The 26,082-nt window shown below is 42.2% G+C and carries 23 protein-coding genes; 17 read left to right on the top strand and 6 right to left on the bottom strand.

Annotation, left to right across the window (positions count from 1 at the left end; genetic code table 11):
* Positions 1-2: 2 nt before the first annotated feature.
* Entirely contained in the window at positions 3-1,238 is a 1,236-nt protein-coding gene (locus BP74_RS01660) for a 4-hydroxy-3-methylbut-2-enyl diphosphate reductase (RefSeq protein ID WP_496370407.1), read from the bottom strand.
* Positions 1,239-1,375: 137 nt separating this feature from the next.
* Between BP74_RS01660 and BP74_RS01655 the strand changes: the two genes are divergently transcribed.
* The 11 genes from BP74_RS01655 to coaD all read left to right on the top strand — a co-directional run bounded on the left by BP74_RS01655 (position 1,376) and on the right by coaD (position 11,817).
* Positions 1,376-2,647: an alpha-amylase family glycosyl hydrolase gene (locus BP74_RS01655; RefSeq protein WP_496370406.1), complete on the top strand. Its 1,272-nt coding sequence runs from the start codon at positions 1,376-1,378 to the stop codon at positions 2,645-2,647.
* 102 nt (positions 2,648-2,749) lie between these two features.
* Positions 2,750-3,842 (top strand): peptide chain release factor 2 gene (gene prfB, locus BP74_RS01650; RefSeq protein ID WP_496370404.1). Its coding sequence is split into 2 segments (ribosomal slippage): positions 2,750-2,809 and positions 2,811-3,842, totalling 1,092 coding nucleotides; the frame shifts between segments, so codons are not numbered across the junction.
* 82 nt (positions 3,843-3,924) lie between these two features.
* Complete coding sequence (gene pruA / locus BP74_RS01645; RefSeq protein ID WP_496370402.1) at positions 3,925-5,568, top strand: L-glutamate gamma-semialdehyde dehydrogenase; 1,644 nt, start codon at positions 3,925-3,927, stop codon at positions 5,566-5,568.
* 276 nt (positions 5,569-5,844) lie between these two features.
* Complete coding sequence (locus tag BP74_RS01640; protein WP_496370400.1) at positions 5,845-6,387, top strand: outer membrane beta-barrel protein; 543 nt, start codon at positions 5,845-5,847, stop codon at positions 6,385-6,387.
* 299 nt (positions 6,388-6,686) lie between these two features.
* Positions 6,687-7,229, top strand: a complete 543-nt coding sequence (locus BP74_RS01635) for an outer membrane beta-barrel protein (RefSeq protein ID WP_496370398.1) — start codon at positions 6,687-6,689, stop codon at positions 7,227-7,229.
* Positions 7,230-7,440: 211 nt separating this feature from the next.
* Positions 7,441-8,142 carry a porin family protein gene (locus BP74_RS01630; RefSeq protein ID WP_496370396.1) on the top strand — a complete coding sequence of 234 codons (702 nt, stop codon included), beginning with the start codon at positions 7,441-7,443 and terminating at the stop codon, positions 8,140-8,142.
* Between the two features lie 79 nt (positions 8,143-8,221).
* Entirely contained in the window at positions 8,222-8,821 is a 600-nt protein-coding gene (locus BP74_RS01625; RefSeq protein ID WP_496370394.1) for a porin family protein, read from the top strand.
* A gap of 81 nt (positions 8,822-8,902) precedes the next feature.
* Positions 8,903-9,595: a porin family protein gene (locus tag BP74_RS01620; protein WP_496370392.1), complete on the top strand. Its 693-nt coding sequence runs from the start codon at positions 8,903-8,905 to the stop codon at positions 9,593-9,595.
* 156 nt (positions 9,596-9,751) lie between these two features.
* Positions 9,752-10,276 (top strand): bifunctional pyr operon transcriptional regulator/uracil phosphoribosyltransferase PyrR, encoded by a 525-nt coding sequence (gene pyrR, locus BP74_RS01615; protein WP_496370390.1) that lies wholly within the window; start codon positions 9,752-9,754, stop codon positions 10,274-10,276.
* A gap of 96 nt (positions 10,277-10,372) precedes the next feature.
* Entirely contained in the window at positions 10,373-11,305 is a 933-nt protein-coding gene (locus tag BP74_RS01610; RefSeq protein ID WP_496370388.1) for an aspartate carbamoyltransferase catalytic subunit, read from the top strand.
* 20 nt (positions 11,306-11,325) lie between these two features.
* Positions 11,326-11,817: a pantetheine-phosphate adenylyltransferase gene (gene coaD, locus BP74_RS01605; RefSeq protein ID WP_496370386.1), complete on the top strand. Its 492-nt coding sequence runs from the start codon at positions 11,326-11,328 to the stop codon at positions 11,815-11,817.
* Here coaD and BP74_RS01600 read toward each other — a convergent pair.
* On the bottom strand, positions 11,814-12,461 hold the full coding sequence (locus BP74_RS01600) for an NUDIX hydrolase (protein WP_496370384.1): 648 nt from the start codon (positions 12,459-12,461) through the stop codon (positions 11,814-11,816). The genes coaD and BP74_RS01600 overlap by 4 nt on opposite strands.
* A 108-nt stretch (positions 12,462-12,569) precedes the next feature.
* Here BP74_RS01600 and pyrE point away from each other — a divergent pair, with 108 nt between their 5' ends.
* Both pyrE and BP74_RS01590 read left to right on the top strand, forming a co-directional pair.
* A complete protein-coding gene (pyrE, locus tag BP74_RS01595; RefSeq protein WP_496370382.1) occupies positions 12,570-13,205 on the top strand; it encodes an orotate phosphoribosyltransferase in 636 nt (211 codons plus the stop codon).
* A gap of 22 nt (positions 13,206-13,227) precedes the next feature.
* Positions 13,228-13,590, top strand: a complete 363-nt coding sequence (locus tag BP74_RS01590; protein WP_496370380.1) for a heavy-metal-associated domain-containing protein — start codon at positions 13,228-13,230, stop codon at positions 13,588-13,590.
* Between the two features lie 32 nt (positions 13,591-13,622).
* On the opposite strand, the gene BP74_RS01585 is transcribed toward BP74_RS01590, so the two are convergent.
* Positions 13,623-14,099, bottom strand: coding sequence for an LEA type 2 family protein (locus BP74_RS01585; RefSeq protein WP_496370378.1), 477 nt, complete (start codon positions 14,097-14,099; stop codon positions 13,623-13,625).
* A 664-nt stretch (positions 14,100-14,763) separates the two neighbouring features.
* Here BP74_RS01585 and BP74_RS01580 point away from each other — a divergent pair.
* The 3 genes from BP74_RS01580 to BP74_RS01570 all read left to right on the top strand — a co-directional run bounded on the left by BP74_RS01580 (position 14,764) and on the right by BP74_RS01570 (position 20,109).
* Positions 14,764-16,866, top strand: a complete 2,103-nt coding sequence (locus tag BP74_RS01580) for a PKD domain-containing protein (RefSeq protein WP_496370376.1) — start codon at positions 14,764-14,766, stop codon at positions 16,864-16,866.
* Between the two features lie 74 nt (positions 16,867-16,940).
* Positions 16,941-19,088 (top strand): PKD domain-containing protein, encoded by a 2,148-nt coding sequence (locus tag BP74_RS01575; RefSeq protein WP_496370374.1) that lies wholly within the window; start codon positions 16,941-16,943, stop codon positions 19,086-19,088.
* A 4-nt stretch (positions 19,089-19,092) separates the two neighbouring features.
* Complete coding sequence (locus tag BP74_RS01570; protein ID WP_496370372.1) at positions 19,093-20,109, top strand: PorP/SprF family type IX secretion system membrane protein; 1,017 nt, start codon at positions 19,093-19,095, stop codon at positions 20,107-20,109.
* Positions 20,110-20,156: 47 nt separating this feature from the next.
* Here BP74_RS01570 and BP74_RS01565 read toward each other — a convergent pair whose 3' ends face one another.
* Positions 20,157-21,857, bottom strand: coding sequence for a M56 family metallopeptidase (locus BP74_RS01565; protein WP_496370370.1), 1,701 nt, complete (start codon positions 21,855-21,857; stop codon positions 20,157-20,159).
* A 3-nt stretch (positions 21,858-21,860) separates the two neighbouring features.
* On the bottom strand, positions 21,861-22,247 hold the full coding sequence (locus tag BP74_RS01560; protein WP_496370368.1) for a BlaI/MecI/CopY family transcriptional regulator: 387 nt from the start codon (positions 22,245-22,247) through the stop codon (positions 21,861-21,863).
* A 313-nt stretch (positions 22,248-22,560) separates the two neighbouring features.
* On the opposite strand from BP74_RS01560, the gene BP74_RS01555 reads away from it, so the two are divergent.
* Positions 22,561-23,502 carry a 1-phosphofructokinase family hexose kinase gene (locus BP74_RS01555; protein ID WP_496370366.1) on the top strand — a complete coding sequence of 314 codons (942 nt, stop codon included), beginning with the start codon at positions 22,561-22,563 and terminating at the stop codon, positions 23,500-23,502.
* Between the two features lie 185 nt (positions 23,503-23,687).
* Here BP74_RS01555 and BP74_RS01550 read toward each other — a convergent pair whose 3' ends face one another.
* On the bottom strand, positions 23,688-25,943 hold the full coding sequence (locus tag BP74_RS01550; protein WP_496370364.1) for a sodium-translocating pyrophosphatase: 2,256 nt from the start codon (positions 25,941-25,943) through the stop codon (positions 23,688-23,690).
* Positions 25,944-26,082 lie beyond the last annotated feature (139 nt).

Below are 26,082 nucleotides of genomic sequence, written 5' to 3'. Positions count from 1 at the left end.
GGCTATTCCTGGTTGTTTAATATATCTACAAGGTCTTCAATTGATCTGCTGGCTGGGTAAAACCCGGCCAGTTTTTTTATGACACCTTCCACCAATGCATCCGGACAGGAAGCGCCACTGGTTACAAGAATATTTACTGGTTCTTTTACAGGCAAATAATTTTCGCTCACCAGTTCTATGGCTGTGTGAAAATTATAATGCCTGATAGCGTCCCTGGAAAGGATCTTTTCTTCGTTATTGATATAGTAGGTTGGCAATTTTTCTTCACATAATTCTACAAGGTGAGAGGTGTTGGAAGAATTATATCCTCCAACTACAATGGCCAGGTCAGCTTCGGTTTGCAACATGCCAGTTACTGAAGTCTGGTTATCATTGGTAGCATAACAAAGCGTATCCCTGGTGTCTGCAAAGCGTTCTTTAATATTGTTTTCATCAAGCCCGTAATGAGACATCATGATTTCTTTCAGGTAGTCAGCAATAGCCTGCGTATCGCTGGCCAGCATGGTGGTCTGGTTTACCACGCCTATGCGCTGAAGGTCTTTTTCCAGGTCAAAACCTGCGGAGACCTGTTGTTTGAAATCTGTATAAAATTGCGCTGCTGGTTTTTCACCTGTTATATATTTCCCCAGTTCAATGGCCTGCACCATATCCTTGACTACAATAGATGGAGCATTGGAGGCGGCATGGGAAAAGGTAGCCCTTGTTTCTTCATGGGTGGGTTTGCCATGAATGACAATGGTATAATTGTTTTTGGCAATCACTTCGCTGCGATTCCATACTTTTTCAACAAAGGGACAGGTGGTATTATATTTTTCGATGGGAATACCCAGGTCTTTAAGTTGCTTTTCTATTTTGAGTGTGGTGCCAAAGGCGGGGATCAATACAATGTCTTCGGATGTCAATGAATCGAAAGGTATTAATTGTTTGCCTGCGTTATCCTGGAGGAATTGAACGCCACTAGCTTCCAGGTCTGCGTTTACCTGGGGGTTGTGGATCATTTCACTTAGCAGGTATATGCGTTTGCCGGGGTTTTCTTCTATGGTCCTGAAAGCAATATCTATAGCATTCTCTACCCCATAGCAAAAACCAAAATGACGGGCAAGGAATATCCTTACAGGCCCAAAATCCAGCAATGTGGGAGAGAAGTCTTTTTTCATCCTGTCCTTTTCCTTACGCTTTTTTTTAACGGCGGAAATAAGCGGACTGCGATAAACAATGGGGACATCAAAACTTTTCATCGTAGGCAAAATTAAGGCTAAGGGGAAAAGAGGGCCTTTATATAAATGGAATTGCTGATTTTTTAACAGGGTCGGGGAGTATACAGCTTTTCATTTTCGCCTTTATGCTTCCGGCCTTATCTTCACAATTTAAGACAATGGAAACTTCAAATAAAGACTGGATCTGCTCTACCAACGTTTATGAAGTAAACCTGCGGCAATACAGTGAAAGCGGAAGTTTTTCGGCATTTGCCAGTCATTTGCCAAGACTGAAGGATATGGGTGTGGAAACGCTTTGGTTCATGCCAATTACACCTATTTCATTGTTGAACCGGAAAGGCAGTATGGGTAGTTATTATGCCTGTTCTGATTACACTTCTGTTAATCCTGAATTTGGAACACTTGAGGACTTCAGGGCATTAGTGAATGAAGCGCATGAAATGGGTTTCCGCGTCATTATGGACTGGGTGGCCAATCATACAGGCTGGGATCATATATGGACAAGGAATCATCCTGATTGGTATAAGAAGGATGAAATGACAGGGGACTTCAAACGTGCGTCGGGGATGGATGATATCATTGAACTGGACTACAGCCACAGGGCAATGAGAAAGGCAATGATTGAGGCCATGAGTTTTTGGGTCAATGAAGCTAATATAGATGGATTTCGCTGTGACCTTGCATTTTGGGTTCGACTGGATTTTTGGGTGGAGGCGAAAACTGTACTTGATACAATAAAAGCCTTATTCTGGCTGGCAGAATCTGACCCGCTTGATCACCCGGAATACATGCAAGTTTTTGATGCTGCCTACACATGGACATGGATGCATCGAACAGAAGAATTTTATAAAAGATCCTTCTCTTTATATGAGCTTCTGCAGGTGCTGGATCGTTACCAGCAGGCACCCGGCATCAATGCCTGGTTCACATCCAATCATGATGAGAACACCTGGAATGGTACGGAATACGATAAATATGGGGATGCGGCGAAAATGCTGGCTGTATTTAGTTGTACCTGGCAGGGAATTCCGTTGATCTATAGCGGGCAGGAACTGCCTAACCATAAAAGATTATTATTCTTTGAAAAGGATGTTATTGAATGGAATGAGCAACCGGCATTACATTCTTTTTACAAGGCATTGTTACATTTGCAACGCTTCAATCCGGCATTGAGGTGTGATAGTAAATTATCCAGGGTGCATAGCTCTGGAGACGAAAAGGTACTTTCTTATCTGCGCATAAAGGATAGGGAAGAAGTGTTGGTGCTATTAAACTTTTCATCCAACCCGGTACGGCTTGAATTGCTTGATAACAGGATAACAGGAAATTTTAGGGAACTGTTTTCACAGGAGCCTGTTGATTTTGATAGGCAAAGGGTTATAGCCTTACCTGGCTGGGGCTTCATGGTTTGCATCAGGACAAATGAATAAACTTAGTGTGATATAATTCACATCCCTGTTTTTAATCTTTACGCCACGTTCACTTAGTATTACCATTTGAAAAAAGAAGAAACACCTATCTTCGCCCCCGCTATGACACAAGAACAATTGAAAGTTATGAGGGACCGTGTAGTTGTCCTGAGGAGGTTTCTTTGACGTCGATAACCGAAGAGACAAAATAAACCAGGATAAGCAATTATCACTGGCGCCTGGATTTTGGGATGATAATGCCCGTGCTACTTCTATCTTAAAAGAAATTAAGCTCAATGAATATTGGATCAACCTTTACGAGCAGGTAGATACTGCTGTGGAGGATTTTGCCATACTGTTTGAGTTTTGGAAAGAAGGTGAGGGATCTGAAGAAGATGTGAAGATGGCCTTTGATAAGGCTAAAAATGCAATAGAAGACACGGAATTCAAAAGCACGCTCAACCAACCCGAAGACGAATTACCCGCAGTTTTACAGATCAATTCAGGAGCCGGTGGCACAGAAAGCCAGGACTGGGCTGAAATGCTTTCCCGCATGTACCGTATGTATGGTGAACGCCAGGGATGGAAAGTGACCATTCTTGACTGGGTAGATGGTGATGGCGCTGGTATCAAGACCTGCACCTTGCAGTTTGAGGGTGAATTTGCCTATGGCTTTCTGAAAGCTGAAAGTGGTGTGCACCGGTTGGTGCGCATATCTCCCTTTGACAGTAATGCGCGAAGGCATACTTCTTTTGCATCCGTGTTTGTTTATCCACTGGTAGATGATACTATTAATATCGAGGTAAAGGACAGTGAAGTAAAAATGGAAACGGCACGCAGTGGTGGTGCCGGTGGTCAGAATGTGAACAAGGTGGAGACCAAGGTAATGTTAACCCACCTTCCAACAGGTATTGTAGTGGTTTGCCAGACAGAACGCTCACAACTGGGGAACAGGGAAAAGGCTATGCAAATGCTGAAAAGCCGGCTCTATGAAGAAGAGTTGCGCAGGCGTGAAGCTGCAAAAGATGCAACGAATGCCAGCAAGAAAAAAATAGAGTGGGGAAGCCAGATAAGAAGTTATGTTTTCCACCCCTACAAAATGATCAAGGACCACCGTACAGATTATGAAGTAGGTAATGTGGGCCCTGTAATGGATGGAGAACTGGACGGATTTATAAAAGCTTACCTGATGAGTGAGAAAGAAGCTGAATCCTGATGAACTGGTGTGATGTTTACTATTTATACCCAGGTTGCATGATGAAAATATTTTTAAATACTAAATACTTCAATTCAATACAATGAGCTTAGGATATTTTTCTTACCCAATGCCTGTCAATGAGCCTGTATATGCTTATGCACCAGGAAGTGCTGAAAGAGCAGCTTTGAAAAAAACATTAGCTGATTTAAAAAGCAGCCAGGCCGATATTCCTATGTATATCGGGGGTAAAGAAGTAAGAACCGGGAAAACAATAGCCATACATCCTCCGCATGAAACGGCTCACCTGCTGGGACATTTTCATGCCGGTGATGCAAGCCATGTTCAACAAGCTATTGACGCAGCCCTTGCTGCCCGTGAAGCATGGAGTGCCACCAGCTGGGAGAACAGGGCCAATATTTTCCTGAGAGCAGCAGATCTTATTGCAACCAAGTATCGTTACCTGATGAATGGTACTACTATGCTGGGACAAAGTAAGAATGCTTTCCAGGCGGAGATCGATAGCGCCTGTGAACTCATCGATTTTCTTAGGTTCAATGTTCATTTTTTAAGCGAGATATACAAGCAGCAACCGATCAGTGCCCCGGGCATGCACAACCGCATGGAGTACCGTCCGCTGGAAGGATTTGTCTTAGCGGTCACACCTTTTAATTTTACTGCTATTTCCGGTAACCTTCCCACAAGTGCCGCTATGTGTGGTAACGTGGTTGTATGGAAGCCTGCCAATACGCAGGTGTACTCGGCCCAAATGATCATGCAGGTGTTAAAGGAAGCCGGGCTACCTGATGGAGTGATCAACCTGATATATGTTGATGGCCCTACTATTGGTAAGGTTTGTTTTTCCCACAGGGATTTTGCAGGCGTTCACTTCACAGGATCGACAGGTGTCTTTAACCAGATGTGGAAGACTATTGGTGAAAATGTAGGCAATTATAAAAGCTATCCACGCATCGTTGGGGAGACGGGAGGTAAGGACTTTGTTGTTGCACATAAAACGGCAGAACCGCAGGTAGTGGCGACAGCTTTATTGCGCGGTGCCTTTGAGTACCAGGGTCAAAAATGTTCTGCTGCATCCAGGGCCTATATCCCCTCGAATATTGCAGATGAAGTTAAAAAGCTGTTAGTAGAAGGCGTAAACAGTTTCCAGGTAGGAGCTGTAGATGATTTTGGCAATTTTGTCAATGCTGTTATTGATGAAAAAAGTTTTGATAAGATCGCATCATATATTACTGATGCAAAAGATCATAAAAATGCCAACATACTGGTAGGTGGTAAAGTAGATAAATCAAAAGGCTATTTTATTTACCCTACAATAATTGAAGCGCTGGATCCCAAATATGTTACCATGTGCGAAGAGATATTTGGACCCGTACTTACCATTCATGTTTATGATGCTGACAAATTTGAAGAAACCCTGCACCTTGTTGATTCTACATCTCCTTATGCATTAACAGGATCTATCATAGCACAGGACAGGTACGCAGTCGATCTTGCAACAAACGTGTTAAGAAACGCAGCAGGTAACTTTTATATCAACGATAAACCTACAGGCGCAGTAGTTGGCCAGCAACCATTTGGAGGAGCAAGAGCCAGTGGCACGAATGATAAGGCCGGCTCAATACTCAACCTCTACCGTTGGTTAAGTGCCCGCACTATCAAAGAAACATTTGTACCGGCTACAGATTACCGTTATGCATTCATGAAAGGAGAGAGCGAAGGCTTATAATTACAATACATATCAACCTTTATAAATAAGCCACGATTGTGGCTTATTTTTTTGTTGCAACCTATCCGGGTTAATTACAGTTCATGCATCTTTTCTGTCATTCCATACAAAATGGAGCGTATTTATACTTTTAATACTTAGGTTTTTTACGGATGAACAACAAGCGTATTTAACCTCGATAACTGAAAATTGCCATGTAGAAATTTTGATTTGTACAATTAATTTTATTGTTTTGCCATCGAAATTTAAACTATACAAAAACTCAAAAAAGCCTTTATGAGAAAATTAATTTTAGTATTTGCCTCCGTTATTGCATTAAGTTCTGTGCATGCACAAACCGGTAAAAACCAGGTAGGAGTTGCATTTGAAGCTGGGTTGCCAATGGGTGATTTTGGTGACGCTTTCAAAACTGGTTTTGGCGGTTCTTTGAAGTATTTACATGGTGTTGGTTCTGCCGGCCAGGTAAGCTTAACTTCAGGTTACACAACTTTCAGTGCTAAAGACATGCCTGCAGGTTATAGTGTTAAAGCTTCTATCATTCCAATTTTATTAGGTTATCGTCACAACTTCAGCGGTGCATATGTTGAGCCACAAGTTGGTTATGGCATTTATGGATCCAAAGTAAAAGGCGGCGGCTTCGATGAAAGTTCTTCTGATGGTGCTTTCACATGGGCTATTGGTTTAGGTTATGCAATGGAGCAAGGCCTTGACCTTGGTGCCCGCTACCAGAGTGCTTCTAAGGATGGTTCCACAACTTCTTTAGTTGGCCTTCATATTGGTTATAATTTTTCATTAGGAGGAGCTTCTTCTTCTAAATAAGATTATCAAATATTTTGTGTAAAGGGCTGAAAGTTATTCAGCCCTTTTTTTATTGCCTGGTAGATTTATAACTGAATAAAAGTGGATGTTCTAGTCCGGTATCTTTATTCTTAATACTTGAATGGACTATGTATTAGAATGCGCCCTGATCTTTAAGCCTTTTAATTGTTGAGCTATATGCTTTATACTACAAATACAATATTGCAGAGATATTTAGGTTACCATGATCATATAAAATATGTCATTATCAAACTAACTTTGAAATCGACAATTGAATTTCAAACCAAAAAATGATTTTTATGAGAAAGGTAATTTTAGTACTTGCCTCAGTTTTTGCAATATGTTCTGCAAAAGCACAATCAGGAAAGAATCAGGTTGGTATTGCTTTTGAAGTTGGGTTACCAACAGGTGATTTTAAAGACGGATTTAAAACTGGTTTTGGAGGTTCACTTAAATATTTACATGGAGTAGGAACTGCCGGACAGGTGTCTTTAACTTCCGGTTATACTGTCTTCAATGCAAAGGATGTTCCTAGCGGCTACACTGTTAAGGCATCTATCATTCCAATTTTGTTAGGTTACCGTCATAATTTCAGTGGTGCCTATGTTGAGCCACAAGTAGGTTATGGCATCTATGGATCTAAATTCAAAGGTGGTGGTGTTGACGAAAGTAATTCCGATGGCGCCTTCACATGGGCTATAGGTTTAGGTTATGCTATGGAGCAGGGTTTAGATATTGGTGCACGATACCAGAGCGCTTCAAAAAATAGTGCTACCACTTCTTTAATCGGTTTGCATATAGGGTATAACTTTTCACTGGGAGGAACTACTGCTTCCAAATAATAAATTACAACAGTGTGTAAGGGGCTGATAAAATCAGCCCTTTTTATTAAATAGTATTTGATTGTAAATCTTTCATGATAATAATCCGTGTTTTGAATAAAATGATAAAAGGTTTTTACTTATAGCAACTATACTGACTTAATAATTACATCTTTTGATATTACATTTAGGTCTGATTTAAACCAAACTTTCTAATTGTAAATAACTGTTTATGAAAAAATTAATTTTATTAGCCGGTATAATTCTTACCTGTACATGGGCACATGCACAAGTTGCATATGAAGTGCATGGTGGGGCCATATTAGCAAATTTGAGTGAGCGTTATGATAACCAGGAAGGATTCAATGGCAAATTCCGTTTGTCAGAAAGGATAGGGGTAGGTGCAGTATTGCCGGTTGCTTCCGGCATCAGCTTTCGCCCTGAATTGAACTTTGTCAGTAAAGGTGTCAAGATAGATGAATCCTATTCGTTGTCAATGGGCGGGTCTAATTACAGCTTTTCAGCCAAGGGTTCAATGAAACTCTCTTACATTGAATTGCCCCTGAATTTTGTATATATGCAACCTTCACAAAGGGGTGCTGCTTTTTTTATTGGTGCAGGGCCGTCGGTTAGTTTAGGTCTTGGCGGGAAGGCAACGGCACATGTGATTGAAATAGCCGATGGTGACAGGCAGGAAATCAATCAGACAGCCAATGTTAAGTTTGATGGGAAAGAAAATCCCAATGATGATGACCAGCATTATAAAGCTGTGGAATTCGGGATCAATTTCCTCACAGGTTTTCAGTTACACAATAAAATATTCATTGCTGCCAATTTTAACCAGGGACTTACCAACATTAATGTGGATAAAGCGGATAACGGTACAACACATACTATGTATTTAGGCCTCAGCCTGGGGTATTTTTTTAAATAATGTCATTGAACCTGATATTTTGGCCGTAATTAAGTTTGCGGCCTTTTTTTTGCAATGAGCCCGGTATAAATATTTATCTATGAAAAAGATCAGTTTAGTAGTATTGATTTTAGCAACCAGCGCTGTAGTTTTTGCGCAGTCACCTAAGTTTGGATTAAAAGCAGGATTGAATGTTTCCAAGTTATCCAATGTACCTGGATTAAACTGGAATAATCGCCTTGGTTTGAATGCAGGCGCATTAGCGCATATTCATATTTCCCCCCAGTTGGCTTTGCAGCCTGAAGTAGTTTATTCAGGCCAGGGTGCCAAATACACCATTAATGGTGAGGAGCATACATTGAACCTGGATTATATAAACATTCCGCTGCAGTTGCAATACATGTTTGATAATGGCTTCCGTTTACAAACAGGTCCCCAATTAGGTTTTTTGATCAATACAAAAGATAAAGTGAATGGACAGGACACGCAGTTTTTCACATCTGATGATTTTAAAAGCACAGATGTTTCATGGACATTTGGCCTGGGGTATTTAACCTATTCTGGTTTAGGTATAGATGGCCGCTATAATTTGGGATTGACCAATATTAATAAAGCAGGAACCAATTCTTTAAAGAATAATGTATTCCAGGTTGGCTTATTCTACATGCTTGATAACAGCCATAAAGCACAATCAAGATAATTCACCATTCATAAAAAAAATTCAGGAGGTCGCAATTGCGGCCTTCTTTTTGCTTAAAGAGGACAACCTAAATATTAACTTATGAAAAAGATCAGTTTTTTTGCCTTAGCTCTAACTGCAACAGTGTTTGCAAATGCACAAAGCAACAAGCCAACGCTCAGAACCGAAATGGAAGTGACACCCCGGTTAGGTATTAAGGGCGGTGTGAATTTGGCCAAGATGAACCATGAAGGTTTTTCCAGCGCTTCAGAGTTTGAATCCAAATCCAAAACTTCATACAATGGCGGCTTATTCATCAACATTCCTGTTGGAACAAATTTCAGATTTCAACCCGAAGTAGTGTATAGCAGCCAGGGAGGAAAAAATACACAGGTGGTTCAAACGCCTACAGGAAATATCACTTCCAATTACGAGATGGATCTGAATTATATTAATGTTCCCCTGATGTTGCAATTGCAAAGCACAACTGGTGTGTTTGTAGAATTAGGGCCGCAGTTTGGTTACCTGATCAACGCAAAGAACAAAAGCAATAGCAGCGGTGCGGGTACAAGCAACAGCGAAATGGATATTAAAGACCAGTTGAATAAACTGGATATTGGTGCATCTGGTGGTATCGGTTATCTTTCCCGGATCGGCCTTGGTATCAATGCACGTTACAATTACGGTTTTACCAATGTTCTGGATGACAGCAAAGCTAATTATGTAAGTGGTCAAAAATTAAAGAACAGGGTGTACCAGGTTGGATTATTTTACCAGTTTGGTGCTGCCAAATAGTTATTTCAATAGTAATGAATCGAAAGCCGGAATTGTTTCCGGCTTTCCTGTTTTTATACCTTCTGTTTTATTCCGCTGCAACAACTTTTAACTGCTTCCCTGCATCAAAGCATTTCTACTGATCTTAATTGCTATTTTTATAAAAATATTGCTCCCTTGAAGTCATTATTAAACGCACAGCATATTCAATTGACCATAAAGCGTTTGGCAAACCAGATCCTTGAAAACCATATCGATCCCTCGCAGACTGTCCTTATCGGTATCCAGCCACGCGGTATTTTTTTATCTGATCGCATAGCCAGGGAGATACAATTGGAAAAAGGTGCATCCGTATTTCCTTATGGAAAACTGGATATCACATTCTATCGTGATGATTTTGGAAAAGAACTTCACGTACCTAATAAAACTGATATTTTATTTTCGATAGAGGGGAAAAAGGTGATCCTGATAGATGATGTATTGTATACTGGGAGGACCATTAGGGCTGCCCTTGATGCATTGATGGATTTTGGACGTCCGAAAAAAGTGGAATTGATGGTGCTCATAGATCGCAGGTATAGCCGTGAACTTCCCATTCAGCCTGATTATACGGGAAAATCAATTGATTCCATTGTTACCCAGAAAGTAAAAGTATTGTGGCAGGAAAGAGATGGTAGCGATGAAGTAGTGTTGATGGATTAGGTCCGTGTAAACGTTTTATCGGAATTTGTACCGGGGTAAAGGTGCAATCCCGGAATCTGGTTTCAAAAACTCGAAATACTCTATCTTTGATTTTTAATGGCGCTTTCTACCCGACATCTTCTAGGAATAAAAGATCTCACCCCGGCAGATATTTCCCTGTTACTCGATACCGCAAAGCAGTTTAAAGAAGTTTTACAAAGACCTATCAAGAAGGTTCCTTCCTTAAGAGATGTGACCATCGTAAACCTTTTTTATGAGAATTCAACCCGCACAAGGATCTCGTTTGAACTGGCCGAGAAAAGACTATCAGCCGATACCATCAATTTCAGCGCTTCAGGATCTTCTGTCTCCAAAGGAGAAACATTACTGGACACTGTGAATAACATCCTGTCTATGAAAGTAGATATGGTGGTTATGAGACATAGTGCCAGCGGGGCGCCGCATTTTTTGGCCAAACATATTCCTGCTTCCATCATCAATGCCGGTGATGGCATCAATGAACATCCTACGCAGGCATTACTGGATGCTTTTTCCATTTTAGAGAAGTATGATACACTAAAAGGAACCAGGGTGGCCATCATTGGTGACATCATGCATAGCCGGGTGGCTCAGAGTAATATATACCTGCTTACTAAAATGGGAGCGGAAGTGGTGGTTTGCGGACCGCCTACATTGATTCCAAAATATATTGACCAGGCTTTTAATGTGCGGGTTGAATACAATCTCAGGAAGGCATTGGAATGGTGTGATGTGGCCAATGTGTTGCGCATCCAGCTGGAAAGGCAGAACCAGGTATTGTTTTCTTCTTTAAGAGAGTATAACCTTGCCTATGGAATCAATAAAAAAATACTTGACAGCCTGGAGAAAAGAATAACGATCATGCATCCAGGGCCTATTAACAGGGGTGTGGAGCTGGATAGCGATGTGGCTGATAGTGACCAATCCATTATCCTGCAACAGGTGGAAAATGGAGTGGCTGTCCGTATGGCGGTCTTGTACTTGCTGGCCGGAGATCGCAATTCATCTTAACTTGCCTATAATTTTATTACATGCGTATAGCTTTATTTCCAGGAACATTCGATCCTGTTACTTTTGGCCACTTGGATATCATAGAGCGGTCTATACCCTTATTTGATAAACTATATATTGGCATTGGTATCAACTCCAATAAAAAACCCATGTTCTCTGCCGAGCAGCGTGTGCACTGGCTGGAGGATATATTTAAAAATGAGCCAAAGATCGAGTCAGTGATCTATGAAGGACTGACCGTGGATTGTTGCCGGAGAATCCAGGCTAATTATATTTTACGGGGCATACGCTATGTCAACGATTTTGAATACGAGAAAGCCATCGCAGATATGAACCGTAGCCTTGATGAAAATATAGAAACGGTATTCCTTACCTGCCTGCCAAAATATACATCTGTAGCTTCCACCCTGGTCAGGGATGTACTTCGGTATGGAGGCGACGTATCGCAATTTGTTCCGGATGTAGTTTTAAAAACTATCCGGCAGTCTGATCCCAAGATCCTTTTTGCCTAAGCGATAGCGGAGGGGTTCAATAGCTGCACTCCCGCATGGATCACATCCCTGATGGATGCATGCGTGTTGTCCAGGTAAGGACCTAATGTTGTTAACGGCACCCATTCACACTTTTCAATATCTTCTTCAGTTTGGGGTTTTAATTCCTTTTGCTTGAAGCTTTTGACAAGATACCAGTGCGATTCCTTGATGATATGTTCACCATACTGGTGATAAGTATGGTAGGTTACTGCCAGGGGCCTGTCCATTTCTATTTTTTCTAATCCCGTTTCTTCTTTCACCTCCCGCAGGGCACAGGTTTCCAGGTCTTCGCCCTCATCTAGTTTACCTTTAGGGAGGTCCCATTTCCCTCTTCTGAATATCATTAGTACCTCATGATCCTTTGTATAAACAAATCCTCCGGCAGCCTTTACCAGGTGCAATTTCTTTTTAAATGCATGTAGAACAGCCTCCGCATCATTGTGCAGGAAAACACCTCTCATGATCCTGGGTTGTTCCATTTCATGGATCATGGCCTTAACAGTATGCAGGTTGAATTCGTCAATAAAAACAGTCTCCTCGTGGTGTAAGAATTCTTCTATTTCAGGGTTGATCTTATTAACCAGGTAGAGCGGTTTATTGTTAAAATAAATGATCTGCTGCATAAGCTAAGTTAAGCAGTAACAATGTGCAGGAGAAAGCCATCGTTCAAATAAAATGGAAAGCATGCAATTTGGAACAGGGACTAAGTCCTTGTTTTCTATCTTCGCCGCATGACAGATTCGATTGTAACAGCTGAAAAACTATTACAGGCAGACGCAGTCCGGCTCAATGCAAAGATCCCGTTTACATGGGCTAGTGGCTGGAAAAGCCCTATCTATTGCGATAACAGGAAGGTTTTATCGCTTCCCTATATCAGGGATTACATCAAAAGCGAACTATGTAATGTAATATTTGAAAAATTTGCGGATGCTGAAGTAATAGCTGGTGTGGCAACAGCCGGCATAGCATGGGGAGCAATGGTGGCGGACCAGCTGAAGCTGCCATTTATTTATGTTCGTCCCAAGCCTAAAGAACATGGATTAGGTAACCAGATAGAAGGACAATATGCGCCCGGCCAGAAGATAGTGGTGCTGGAAGATCTTGTTTCTACGGGCAAAAGCAGCCTGCAGGTGGTGGATGTTCTGAGGAAGAATGAAGTAGAGGTAATGGGTATGGTTTCCATATTTAATTACAGGTTTCAACAGGCGGCAGAAGCTTTTGAACAGGCAGGAGTACCCCTGATCTCCTTGACAGATTATCCCAACCTTATACAATTGGCGCTTAAAAAGGGATTGATAGAGCCCTCTGAAGAAGAGATTTTGTTAAAATGGAGGTCTGATCCTGCAAACTGGAAAGGAGTTTCCTAAATTGGTATTCAAATAATTATTTATGAAAAAACTGCTGGTAATGGCTTTTGCAGGGATGATGCTAAGTGTCGGCGCATCAGCCCAGACAAAGGCTGCACAAACAGTGAAACTGAGTACCCCCACTGTTCAATGCGATATGTGCAAGAAAAAGATCGAAGAATATCTGAAAAGGTATGATGGAGTGACCTACGTTAATGTCAATTATAAAAGAAAAGAAACCACGGTCAAATACCTTACGGACAGGACGAATGAGGAGGTATTGAAAGCTGCCATTGCCAATGCAGGCTATGATGCCAACGAGGTAAAAGCCAATCCTGAATCGTATAAGGCACTTCCGAAATGTTGTAAGAAACCTGAGGATGGTGGGGGAATGCCTAAGCATTAACCAACCCGTTTAAATCGATTTTAAACCCCTTTTTAAGGGGTTTTTTTATTTAATTGTATCTCGCTCAGCCGGTGCAATCCCTGGTAATGTATGGGCCTGCTAACATAAATTCCGGCCTTTCCCACCTTTACATTTCCTTCTGCTTTAAGTAATATATCCTTTTGGGACAAAGATTCCAGGTTCAGCTCCATGGCTTTACGAAGAGGTATAGTTCCTGAAAACGGTATAGTAAAGTCAGACTGTTTCCTTACATCTATGGCTGTATCCTGGGTGAACTTACCCATATAGGTACTATCCAAATAAATATCTGCTTCTGCCTCCTTGACAGTTACACCAAAATCATTAGGGTTAAAATAGGTGACACTGAACCCAACCGTAGCATCCTGGATGCTCAGATTTTTCAATCCAAACTCGTCTACTTTACGGAATTCCGGGTCTTTAACCTCCTTACAGCTCATAAAGCTTGAAGCCAGGAGCAGGAGGGATGGTAAAATAATCTTCCATTGCATACCTCCATAATGGCAAAAATCATGCAGCTATATTTTCATTAAATGTGAATAACCCGATTACTAATAATAGTAGAATCAGTATGCAAAAGAGATAGTGGTAGCTTGTCTAATAATATTAGTAGTTTAAAAAGACATAAACAACTTAAAACAAATGTTTTACAATGTTTAAGTAACATTAAATAATATAATTTATTTTAAAATTTATATTCGAACATAGTGCATTAGCTCATCAATTATACATTAAAATGGTTAATCTATTAAGTACTTGATAAATAGTTTATTATGAACTAAAATGAGATTAAAATATTGTATAGAAACATACATTAAATAAAGTACTAGTATTATAACTATTAACATCATCATGCTAAAGTGAAATTTGGCTTTTAAGAGCCTGTTTTAAATAAATGAAGGGTTATCATCCACGGCATTGCAATACGCCCCAAGATCAAAAACAAGCGCTTAATTCAATACATTCAATTTTTGCCTGGTTCATAAAATGGAGTCAGAAAACTTTTAAGTAACCTTTTAAAGAAGTTGTAGGACAGGTGACATAATTGCAGTTGTAAAAAATAAACTGAGGTGTACCTGAATTTGGTCAATGAAACCAAACCGGTCTTTTCGTACATTGCATTACCTCTCTTATTTACTCCCCGAAGACTAACTGATGAGATATAAATTATTTACCTCATTTATTTTCCTATTAGTATTTCCGTTTATATCACCGGGACAGGATTTTTCTAACAAGGGAAAAGAATTCTGGTTATCCTATTCCTACCATGTGGGAATGAATGGGGGTGGTAGCCCCACCATGACCATTTACCTGACCTCTGACGTGATCACCAACTTTACAGTAGAAGTTTATGGTGGATCGGTGATTCAAACCGGGACCATCCAGGCAGGTGCAGTAGTGAGCGTAACCATTCCCAACTTTTATTTTATTGATGATGAGGGTCTTTTTAATAACCGGGCTGTCCGGGTAACAGGTGATAAATCCTTCGTGGTGTATTCTTACATAACCAGGAGTGCGGCCAGCGGCGCAACACTTTGCCTCCCCACTAATGTTTTGGGCAAAGAATATTATTCCCTCAATTTTACCCAGGAGTCCAATGAATTACAATCAAATTCCTACTTTACGATCATTGCCGTAGAGGACAATACAACCGTAGAGATAACTCCTGCCGCGGATACAAAAAATGGATGGAAGGCCAATACTACTTATTCGGTCAATTTAAATAAAGGCCAGATTTACCAGGTGCTGGGGCTTACACCTGATGCCTCGGGTGTTGACCTGACCGGGTCAAGAATAAGATCTGTGGCAAGTGGTACAGGAGGGTGTAAAAGGATAGCTGTATTTTCCGGCAGCGGGAAGATCCGCATCCCGGCCACGGGTTGCAACATAAATAGTTCAGACAATCTTTATCAGCAACTATATCCTACAGGTACCTGGGGCAAAAAATACCTTACCGTTCCCAGTAAGAATAATCCCAATAATTATTACAGGGTCATTAAAAATAACCCTTCCGCTTCGGTATATGTAAATGGCAGCCTGGTCCCGGCTTCGTCCTTTATTAATAATACCTATTACCAGTTTTTTAATAACAGGCCCAACGAGATCGTTTCTGACCAGCCGGTTTCCGTAGCTCAATATTTCACTACGCAGGGATGCGATGGTAATAGTAATACGGTTCCTTACGATCCGGACATGATCGTTTTAAACCCGGTAGAGCAAAATATCAATAATGTTACGCTTGTCAACTCCAATCTTTTTGCTCCATCCACTTCCCAATATCCCCACCAACACCATATTCATGTGATCATGAAGAATGGAGGAAGCGGCATTTCATCCTTCCAGTTGGATGGAGCCAGTGTATCACCTTCTTTATGGACAATCCATCCCTCAGATCCAACCTATTCGTACCTGTACCTAAGTAATGTTAACCAGGGATATCATCGTATTTCTTCAGATTCGGGCTTCAATGCTTTAGCCTATGGCTATGCCAATGCAGAAAGCTATGGGTATTCTGCGGGGGCTAATGTTAAAGACCTTTACCAGTTTGTCACTATCAAAAATGTATTCGGTACTGTCAATTTTCCCGGGACCTGTAAGAATTCACCCTTTTACCTGGCAATGACCTTTCCTTACCAGCCAACCCAGATCAAATGGGTTTTCAATGGTATAATACCTGACGTAACCATTAATGCGCCGGTATATGATTCTACCTGGAGCATCAATGGAAAGCAATTGTTCCGTTACCAGCTGCCTGCAGCTTTCAACCTTCCGGGAACCGGTACCTTTCCTATTAAGGTATTGGCCCAAAATCCAACGCCTGACGGTTGCAGTGGGGAACAGGAGATCAATTACGATCTACAGGTGTATGACCGGCCTTCAGCTTCTTTTAATTTCAACACCAATGGTTGTTTATCAGACAGCGTTCGGTTTACAGATCTTTCCAACGGCAATGGCCGTGCAGTGGTTAAATGGCTTTGGGATTTTAACGACGGGAATGTTTCTGGCATTCGTAACCCTGCACATTTGTATACTTCTCCGGGTTCTTATAATGTCAACTATTCCATCATTACAGATATCGGGTGCATTTCTGATACCACCAGTAATAAAATAATCCTTTCCAATCCGCCAGTGGCAAAGTTTGGTATTGAAAGCCCGTATTGTATTGGACAACCCATTCGTTTCCTTGACTCTTCTACAACCAGTTCTTCCCCCATTGTCAAATGGTATTGGAATTTTGGTGATGGAAGTCCTAATTAATTGCCTCTTCCAATGCGGCTCAATTACATAGTTTCTCTACCGGAGGTGCCTATACTATATCCTTAAAAGTAGAAATGGCAGGTGGCTGCCAGAGTACTGTATTTACAAGATCAATATCCGTTACACCCCGGCCGGTTGCGGCATTCGATTTTAGTAATGCATGCCTTCCATCCGGTACCATGTCATTCACTAATAATTCCGCTATCACTGATGGCTCCCAGGCAGCGCTAAGCTATGCATGGAATTTTGGTGATGGAACAAAGGCCATTCAACCATCACCAGCTCATTCTTATAGTTCTGTCGGTCCATTTGCTGTTGAATTGAAAGTGGTCTCCAATGCAGGTTGCAGGGATAGCATCACCAAATCAGTCAACACGATTTATACCCAGCCTAAAGCGACCTTTTTCCTTCCTGCTGCAATCTGCCTTGGGGATTCTGTTAACCCACAGGATGCATCTACAGCTTCAGGAAGCTCTGTTTTGAAGTGGAATTGGGACTTTGGTGATGGATCGGTTGCTACACAACAAAAGCCTGTGCACGTATACACAGTTGCCGGAACCTATAAAGTTTCAATGGTGGTCACTTCTGCTGTTGGCTGTCAATCCGATACAGCAATAAAAAATATTGTTGTGAATCCTTTACCCACTGCTGCCTATAACATTATTTCACCTGCCTGTGTGGGCAAAGAAGTAAGCTTGGCAGATGCTTCAAAGGCCAATGCAGGCACTATAACAGATTGGAAATGGGATCTTGGAGATGGAACGATACTCAATAAAAACACCAACGAAACAATCACCCATACATTCGGTGCAGAAAAAAAATACCAGGTGAGCCTGCAGGTAAAAACCGATAGGGGATGTACTTCTTCGGTGTTTACCCGGGAGATCACAGTGCACCCATTACCGCTGGTCGCATTCAACATGCCAGGCAACTGCCTGGCCGATCCTTATTCCCAATTCCGTGACAGCAGTTCTATAACTGATGGCTCACAAAGATCATTTAGCTATTCCTGGAATTTTGGTGATGCTAATGCCAGTCCCGCCAACGCCAATACATCGGTTGTAAAAGATCCGCAACATAAATATACAAGTGTAGGTTCTTATGATGTTTCGTTAATGGTGACATCCGCAGATGGGTGTACGGCTGCCATTGCACAACCGTTTTTTATAAATGGCTCCGTGCCTAAGGCTTCCATTACAATTGATAATGGCACTGAGGCATGTAGCAATAAGGTGGTGACTATTACGAATAATTCAGGTGTGGATGTAGGAAGGTTAATTCAGCTTATCATTCAATGGGATTATAAGAATGATCCGGCTGCAGCCGATACCATTACCTATCCGCTTGCAGGAGCGAAATTTACTCATACATACCCTGAATTTTTCAGCCCGGCTTCAAAACCCGCTGAGATAAGGGTAGTAGCCTGGTCAGGAGAAAATTGCAGTAATGTATATGCCCAAACCATCCTGTTGAAGGCTTCACCTCAGTTAAGTTTTGATCCCATACCCCCTGTTTGTGCCAATTTAAAACCCTTTACCATTTCGGAAGCACAGGCATTGAATGGGACACAGGGTTCAGGTACATTTTCAGGAAAGGGAATTACGCCTGCAGGTTTGTTTGATCCTTCCCTGGCAGGTGTAGGAGAGCATATTATAAGCTATACCTTTTCAGCTGACAATGGTTGTGAAAATCATGTAGAGCAGTCTGTTAAGGTATCATCCCTTCCCATCATTAATGCCGGGCCTGACCGGGTGCTATTGGAGGGAGGCAGCGTGGTATTATTGGGGACTGGCTCTGGCAATAACATCAGTTATTCCTGGTCGCCGGTGCAGGGATTGAATGACCCTTCACTTTCACAACCTACCACTACTACGGCCATAGACCTGGAATATACACTGGTAGGAACTTCAGCAGAACTTTGCAGCGATTCAGATAAAGTATTGGTGAAAGTGTTGAAAAAGCCAACCATACCCAATACATTTTCACCCAATGGAGATGGAATACATGACAGGTGGGAGATACGGTACCTGGATAGTTACCCGGGAGCTACCGTGGAGATATTTAACCGGTATGGACAACCGGTATTTAAAACCATTGGTTACAACAAACCATGGGATGGCACCTTTAAAGGAAGTCCATTGCCGGCAGGAACCTATTATTATATTATTGACCCTAAGAATGGGAGGCAGCCAATGTCGGGATTTGTAGATATCATCCGTTAATAACATGAGTCGATTACTGTTCATATTATCATTACTCATCACCGGCTCCTTGCAGGGTAAAGCCCAACAGCGACCTCATTATACACAGTATATCCTGAACAATTATATTCTGAATCCTGCTTTAACCGGAATAGAGAACTATACCGATGTAAAGATCAGCGGGAGGGACCAGTGGGTGGGATTGGATGGCGCACCACGGACTATGTATCTTACTGTACATATGCCTATCGGTAAAAAGGATTATAAAACTTCTGCAACCTCATATTCGGTTCCCGGGGAAAACCCCAGGGGTACCAATTACTGGTCTAACTATACCGCCTCAGAGCCGCACCATGGCATCGGCTTTTCTGTTATGAATGATAGAACAGGGTTGTATAACCGCTTTTCTGCCAATGTTTCTTATGCCTACCATCTGGGCTTATCTGCCCGGACCAATATTGCCGCAGGATTTGCTGCAGGCATCCAAAGTATCAACCGCGATGGCACCAAATCAACGTTCAACAACAATGATCCTACCGATCCGGCACAGGGTAATACTTCTGATATTTACCGGGTCAGGCCAGATCTTTCAGCAGGCATCTGGATAAATGGTGCAGATTATTTTGTTGGTCTTAGTGCACAGCAGGTGATCCCTCAAAAAGTTTCCTTTACTGATGATACATTGGGCTTTAAGATTGTTCCCCATTTGTTTGCCACGGGTGGCATCAGGTTCCTGCTCAGTGAAGATGTCAATGCTATTCCATCAGTCATGGTTAAATATGTTTCACCATTAGATCCGCAGCTTGATGTAAACCTGAAATTGCAATACCAGGATCTTTTCTGGGTGGGTGGTAGCTATAGGTTGAACGATGGTTATGCCGCAATGTTGGGATTGAACGTAGCCAACTCATTTAATATGGGGTATGCCTACGATTTTACAAGAACTGCACTTAACACGGTAAGCAGGGGCACGCATGAGATCATCATTGGTTTCTTGATTGGCAACCGGTATGGTGATACCTGCCCCAGGAATGTCTGGTAAATTCTTTGAAAAACAGAGTAAACCTTGTTTCTTAAAACAGGTGCTGATTACAGGCGGATCACTTTTTTATCAGACTTCAAAGCTTTGATCTTTTCCAACTTGATCTTCAGGCTGATTTTGGCATCTCTGATTGCTGACAGGCTACCATCAGGTATTGGGTTGCAGGTAGTAATTTGTGCCTGTGACATTTGTGATTCTACTTTTTCCAGTTGAGAGAGTACCTGGTCACAATTCGTCTGCATACTATCCAGTTCAATTTCTGTTAGCGCATTGGACAAATTCGTATTGATCCTGGACCAGTCAATTTTTTCGTATTGTGCTTTTAAGTTCTGCTCAATATTCTGCCAGTTGATCTTTTCCAGTTCCTTGTTGTATTGCTGTTGTGCCACGGCTTTTTCTTTCATGGTCATGGCATCTGCAATTTGCGTTTCCACCTCTTTCCATTGCAATGTTTTCATAACCTTTTTGGTAGCATCAACAGTTTTGGCAACCTGTTGTTTTTGCTCCTGTGTCAGCGATGCATCAACATCGTCCTGGGCTACCTGTATATATCCGGTTGCCTGGCGATCCTTTAAAAGTTCTTGAGTTTGGTCCGATGTTATTTGGCTATGGTAAATGTATTTTTCATTTTTAGGAGTGTGAATGGCCACGGTTGCTTTGGAATGAACCACCGGCACAGGTGATATGGATTCAGCAGCCGACGCAGTTTCATCTTCCGCGCTAAATAAGGCAAAAGGATTGGCCATGGTGTTGTAGGCAAAAGCATAGTTACCCTGCCTTTTCTTCTCCTTAATAATAAGTACGGAATTCAAAGCAATAATACAGAACAGGGCTGCCAGTACGCCGGCCAGTTGCCTGAACTGAAATCTTTTTTTCTTTTCCATACCTACAATTTTTTCTATTCTGTTCAATAAGGAATTCTTGCCTGTGGCACCTATGGCTAATATATGCGTTGAGGAAGATGCAACTTTTTCCAGTGTAAGCAACGCTGATGCATAGCTTACTTTGTCATAACCGAATTGCAACACCAGTTCATCGCAGCAAGTCTCTCTTTCAGCTTCGATGGTCTTCATGAACTGCTTTACAAAAGGATTAAAATAAAGTATCGTATGGATAATACTGATGATAAGGTTTACCAGGTAGTCATAACGTTTAATATGCGAAAGTTCGTGAAGCAATACAGCCTCAACCTGCTGAACTGATAGATTATTCAAGCTGGCAACCGGTAATAGAATGATAGGTTTAATGTATCCAACGGTAAGTGGGGAGCGGGCAATGCTGGAAACATACACCTTCACTTTTTTGCCTATGCTTAAATGAGAAGAGATTTTTTGTACAAAAAGGCGATAGGTAAGGTCAGCCTTTTGCAGTCCTTCTTGCTTAATATGTTGAACGAAGCGGTAATTTTTATAAAGTCGCCATGTGGGAAAGGCCAACAGGCTGAGGTAGGCTACAGAAGCGGAGAGGAGGAAGATATTTAATATCCCGTCTGCCTCAGGAATGCTTTGATTAAAGAATACTATGGTTGACACTGGCTTACTGGTATAGAACATTACAAAGCTTGCTATGAACCATATAAAACCGGCAATGATGGCAAGAACGGAAAACTGGTATTTTTTGTGGGAACTGAGTTGGAATAAATTACTTGCCCCGAGGAACAGGCACCAGAGCAATGCCATTTGCCAAAAACTATTAAGGGTGGCCCATCCCAGCGATTGCAGGAAATGGGACTGGCTCCAATTGGCCATGGTTTACTGTTTTTTCAGGTTGTCAATGAGAGTCTGAATTTTATCCAACTCCTCAGCGGAAACTTTTTGTTCACCGCTACCCAGTGCCTGCAAAACTAATTGAGTCGATGATCCTCCAAAAAGGGAATCAATCATTTTATTTAAAAGGTGTTTTTGGGTCTTCTCCCTGTTTACGGCAGGTTGATAGACGTGCGTTCTCATGGACTCATCCCTCTTTACCAGCCCTTTTTCATGCATGATCTGCATGAGCTTAAGCGTAGTGGTATAGCCTACATCCTTTGATTTAGCCAGTTCCTCATGTACTTCACGCACAGTAGCGATATCCTTATGCCAAAGGATATTCAGGATCTCTAATTCACTTTCTGTAGGTTTAATGTATTTCGCCGCCATAAAAAAGCATTTACCTGACGAATATACGACCATTTTCGTATAGTGGAAATAGGGTAATCATATTTAATATTTATTAACAGTTTTTAAGGATGAACGGTAAGACGCCTAGGGCAGGAGGTATCAATTATTCCTCTGGTGAGTCGCCGAGGCATATGGCTGATCCATAGGATATGTTTAGGAAATGGTTGGCTTTGGCCAGCTTTAGGGTAGGAATAAAATGCATCTTGTGACTGATTACCCGGGAATAAAACTTATCACTCGAACTAACAGATCTGTTCATTGCTTTCTCAAAGGGGTAGGGTAGCTTTGAGGAATGCCAAAGATCATTACGGTCACTTTCAACCCAACCATTGATAAGAGCACCTCAATAGCGGCCCTTATGCCTGAAAAAAAACTTCAATGCTCTGCTCCCCGGTTTGAACCTGGTGGTGGTGGAATTAACGTGGCAAGGGCCATAAAAAAACTGGGTGGTGAAGCTTTAGCAGTTTATCCGGCCGGCGGCTACTCAGGCCGGTTTTTAAATGATTTGATGGCCAGGGAAGGAGTTACCGTTCATGCTGTTCCGACCAGGTCACATACCCGTGAGAACCTGATCGTGTTTGACAGGTCTACCAGCCTGCAATACCGCTTTGGTATGCCTGGTTCTGAGGTGTTGGAAGAAGAATGGCGCCAGCTTTTGACAGATATTGAAAATTCGGGAGCTGAATATATCATTGCCAGTGGTAGCCTGCCACCGGGAATGCCAGACGATATTTTTGGATGGATAGCAGAAATAGCCCGTAAGATACAGGCTAAATTAATAGTTGATACTTCCGGCGAAGCCCTTAAAAAGGCTGTAGACAAGGGTGTATTTCTATTAAAGCCTAACCTTGGGGAACTGAGTTCACTCGTAGGCAAGGAAGAAGTATCCCACGAATCGGTGGATGAGATTGCCAAAGACATCATTAGCAGGAATTGTTGCCAGGCCATTATTGTTTCCCTTGGATCCGCGGGGGCAAGGTTGATCACTAAAGATGAAGTGATCCAGGTAATTCCTCCCGTGGTGAAACGGCTGAGTACCGTGGGGGCAGGTGACAGTATGGTGGCTGGCGTTATATTAAGTTTATCCAGGGGCATGGATCTGAAGGAAGCCATGAAATATGGTGTAGCCTGTGGCACGGCAGCCACACTGAATCCCGGAACAGAGCTTTGCAAGCTGGAGGATGTGGAGAAACTGTATAAATTAATAAGTACTACCGTAACTCACCAGGCCTGAGCTTATACACCAGGCCTGAGCTTATAATGGATGGTATTTTCTTATAAAGGCAGGTCAAGCCTGGAAATTGGCCTTAAAAGGGCACCAGGAATAAAAAAATAAAGCCCTTTCCATAGGGAAGGGCTAAAAATAAAAGCCCCCCGAAGCAGACCGGGGGAACTTTTTTTGTCTCTCACAAAGCAGAACTATCTTAAATGAATTGTATTTGCTGATACTGATTTTGAGGCAGTTACTTGTATAGACTGTTCAGTCTTTGAATTCGCTGCACCGGTCTCAGAATTATTTTTTTCTTTAAAAACAGAAGCCAGGGTAGGTGCTATCACCAGGGAAACTATGGACATCAGCTTAATAAGGATATTCATGGAAGGGCCTGATGTGTCCTTAAATGGGTCTCCTACTGTATCGCCGGTCACTGAAGCTTTATGTGGGTCAGAACCTTTATAATACATCTGGCCATTGATATCTACGCCTTTTTCAAAGCTTTTCTTGGCATTGTCCCATGCGCCACCGGCATTGTTCTGGAACATACCCATCAAAACGCCGCATACGGTTGCCCCTGCCAGGAATCCACCTAAGGCTTCAGGTCCAAGCAGGAATCCAATGATCAGTGGTGATACGATGGCAATTGCTCCAGGCAGCATCATTTTCTTAATAGATGCCTGGGTAGAAATGGCTACGCATTTATCATATTCAGGTTTGCCCTTTCCTTCCATGATACCGGGAATATCCCGGAACTGGCGGCGAACTTCTTCCACCATTGCCATGGCAGCTTCTCCAACGGCACGGATGGCAAGGGACGAGAAAATGAACGGTATCATACCACCTACAAAAAGGCTGGCCAGTACTTTCGCATTGTAAATATTAATACCATCCATTTTAAAACCGTTGGTATTAATAACTCCCACATAGGCCGCAAATAATGCCAGTGCAGTTAAAGCTGCCGAAGCGATGGCGAATCCTTTCCCGGTAGCTGCGGTAGTGTTACCAACTGCATCAAGGGTATCTGTTTTTTCACGAACATCTTTAGGCAGCTCACTCATTTCAGCGATACCACCGGCATTGTCAGCAATGGGTCCAAAGGCATCGATAGCTAACTGCATAGCAGTTGTTGACATCATCCCGGCTGCTGCTATGGCCACTCCATATAAGCCAGCAAAGGCGTAAGAACCATATATACCCCCCGCTAATACCAGGATAGGAAGGAAGGTAGATTCCATACCCATAGCCAGGCCGCCAATAACGTTAGTAGCATGACCCGTACCTGACTGTCTAACAATACTGTTCACGGGGCGTTTGCCCATAGCTGTGTAATATTCAGTGATGATACTCATTAAAGTACCTACAACAAGGCCAACTGCAATGGATCCAAAAACATTCATTTTGGTAAAAGCAAAACCACGCAGGTACATATCACCATCAGGTAATATGAAACTTACCAGGAAAAATGCTGCAATGGCTGATAATACGATGGAACCCCAGTTACCCATATTCAGGGCTTTCTGAACCACACCCGTGCTAATGCCTGACTTATCAGATATGCGAACAAAGAATGTTCCGATGATAGAGAAGATAATACCTACGCCTGCAATCAGCATTGGCAATAATATAGGTGAGTATCCATTAAAAGTATCATTCAGGGATGTACCGGCATTGTCAGTCACCTCGTGTCCCAAAACTATTGTTGCCAATACAGTAGCCACATAAGATCCAAAAAGGTCAGCACCCATACCGGCAACATCACCCACGTTATCTCCAACATTATCTGCAATGGTAGCAGGGTTGCGGGGATCGTCCTCCGGTATGCCGGCTTCCACTTTACCTACAAGGTCTGCACCCACATCGGCAGCCTTTGTATAGATACCTCCACCCACGCGGGCAAAAAGGGCAATGCTTTCTGCACCCAGTGAAAATCCTGTCAGCACTTCTATAGCGCGGGTTACTTCATGGCCTGTAGACAAGGCATCAGGAGCAAACCATTTGATCAATACAATGAATAATCCACCCAGCCCCAGTACGGCCAGTCCTGCAACACCCATACCCATTACGGCGCCGCCGGTAAAGGATACCTTTAGTGCCTTGGATAAAGAAGTGCGGGCAGCATGTGCTGTTCTTACATTAGCCTTAGTGGCAGCGCGCATACCAATATAACCGGCAAGGGCACTAAAGAACGCACCAATAAGGAAAGCTACAGCGATGAACCAATGTGATTCCGCATTCCTGCTTCCCATATAGCCTAATAATAAGGCCACAATAATTCCGAAATAAGTAAGGATCTTCCACTCGGCCCTGAGAAATGCCATGGCACCTTCGGCAATGTAATTTGCGATCTCTTTCATGCGGTCAGTACCAGCTTCCTGTTTACTTACCCATGCAAATTTCCACAAGGTGTAGAGCAAACCAATTAATCCCATAATGGGAACCAGATAAACGTAAGAATTCATATTGCAGTCTTAAGTTATTTTTTTACCCCTCCCGAAGGATTCGGATTTGAGGACGGCAAAGATAGGGGTTGAAATGTCTGAACCATATTTTATGGCCATTTTTTGAAATGGATAGAAATTGAGGATTCTCCTATCCTTT

Source organism: Flavisolibacter ginsengiterrae DSM 18136 (genome assembly GCF_059568575.1).
The sequence above is the reverse complement of the archived record's forward strand: the minus strand, read 5'-3'. Positions and strand labels throughout refer to the sequence as shown.

Excerpts from the sequence above, each read along its gene's own strand:
- BP74_RS01660 (WP_496370407.1), bottom strand. The coding sequence starts at position 1,238 with ATGAAAAGTTTTGATGTCCCCATTGTTTATCGCAGTCCGCTTATTTCC.
- BP74_RS01655 (WP_496370406.1), top strand. The coding sequence starts at position 1,376 with ATGGAAACTTCAAATAAAGACTGGATCTGCTCTACCAACGTTTATGAA.
- pruA (WP_496370402.1), top strand. The coding sequence starts at position 3,925 with ATGAGCTTAGGATATTTTTCTTACCCAATGCCTGTCAATGAGCCTGTA.
- BP74_RS01640 (WP_496370400.1), top strand. The coding sequence starts at position 5,845 with ATGAGAAAATTAATTTTAGTATTTGCCTCCGTTATTGCATTAAGTTCT.
- BP74_RS01635 (WP_496370398.1), top strand. The coding sequence starts at position 6,687 with ATGAGAAAGGTAATTTTAGTACTTGCCTCAGTTTTTGCAATATGTTCT.
- BP74_RS01630 (WP_496370396.1), top strand. The coding sequence starts at position 7,441 with ATGAAAAAATTAATTTTATTAGCCGGTATAATTCTTACCTGTACATGG.
- BP74_RS01625 (WP_496370394.1), top strand. The coding sequence starts at position 8,222 with ATGAAAAAGATCAGTTTAGTAGTATTGATTTTAGCAACCAGCGCTGTA.
- BP74_RS01620 (WP_496370392.1), top strand. The coding sequence starts at position 8,903 with ATGAAAAAGATCAGTTTTTTTGCCTTAGCTCTAACTGCAACAGTGTTT.
- BP74_RS01610 (WP_496370388.1), top strand. The coding sequence starts at position 10,373 with ATGGCGCTTTCTACCCGACATCTTCTAGGAATAAAAGATCTCACCCCG.
- coaD (WP_496370386.1), top strand. The coding sequence starts at position 11,326 with ATGCGTATAGCTTTATTTCCAGGAACATTCGATCCTGTTACTTTTGGC.
- BP74_RS01600 (WP_496370384.1), bottom strand. The coding sequence starts at position 12,461 with ATGCAGCAGATCATTTATTTTAACAATAAACCGCTCTACCTGGTTAAT.
- pyrE (WP_496370382.1), top strand. The coding sequence starts at position 12,570 with ATGACAGATTCGATTGTAACAGCTGAAAAACTATTACAGGCAGACGCA.
- BP74_RS01590 (WP_496370380.1), top strand. The coding sequence starts at position 13,228 with ATGAAAAAACTGCTGGTAATGGCTTTTGCAGGGATGATGCTAAGTGTC.
- BP74_RS01585 (WP_496370378.1), bottom strand. The coding sequence starts at position 14,099 with ATGCAATGGAAGATTATTTTACCATCCCTCCTGCTCCTGGCTTCAAGC.
- BP74_RS01580 (WP_496370376.1), top strand. The coding sequence starts at position 14,764 with ATGAGATATAAATTATTTACCTCATTTATTTTCCTATTAGTATTTCCG.
- BP74_RS01575 (WP_496370374.1), top strand. The coding sequence starts at position 16,941 with ATGGCAGGTGGCTGCCAGAGTACTGTATTTACAAGATCAATATCCGTT.
- BP74_RS01570 (WP_496370372.1), top strand. The coding sequence starts at position 19,093 with ATGAGTCGATTACTGTTCATATTATCATTACTCATCACCGGCTCCTTG.
- BP74_RS01565 (WP_496370370.1), bottom strand. The coding sequence starts at position 21,857 with ATGGCCAATTGGAGCCAGTCCCATTTCCTGCAATCGCTGGGATGGGCC.
- BP74_RS01560 (WP_496370368.1), bottom strand. The coding sequence starts at position 22,247 with ATGGCGGCGAAATACATTAAACCTACAGAAAGTGAATTAGAGATCCTG.
- BP74_RS01555 (WP_496370366.1), top strand. The coding sequence starts at position 22,561 with ATGCCAAAGATCATTACGGTCACTTTCAACCCAACCATTGATAAGAGC.
- BP74_RS01550 (WP_496370364.1), bottom strand. The coding sequence starts at position 25,943 with ATGAATTCTTACGTTTATCTGGTTCCCATTATGGGATTAATTGGTTTG.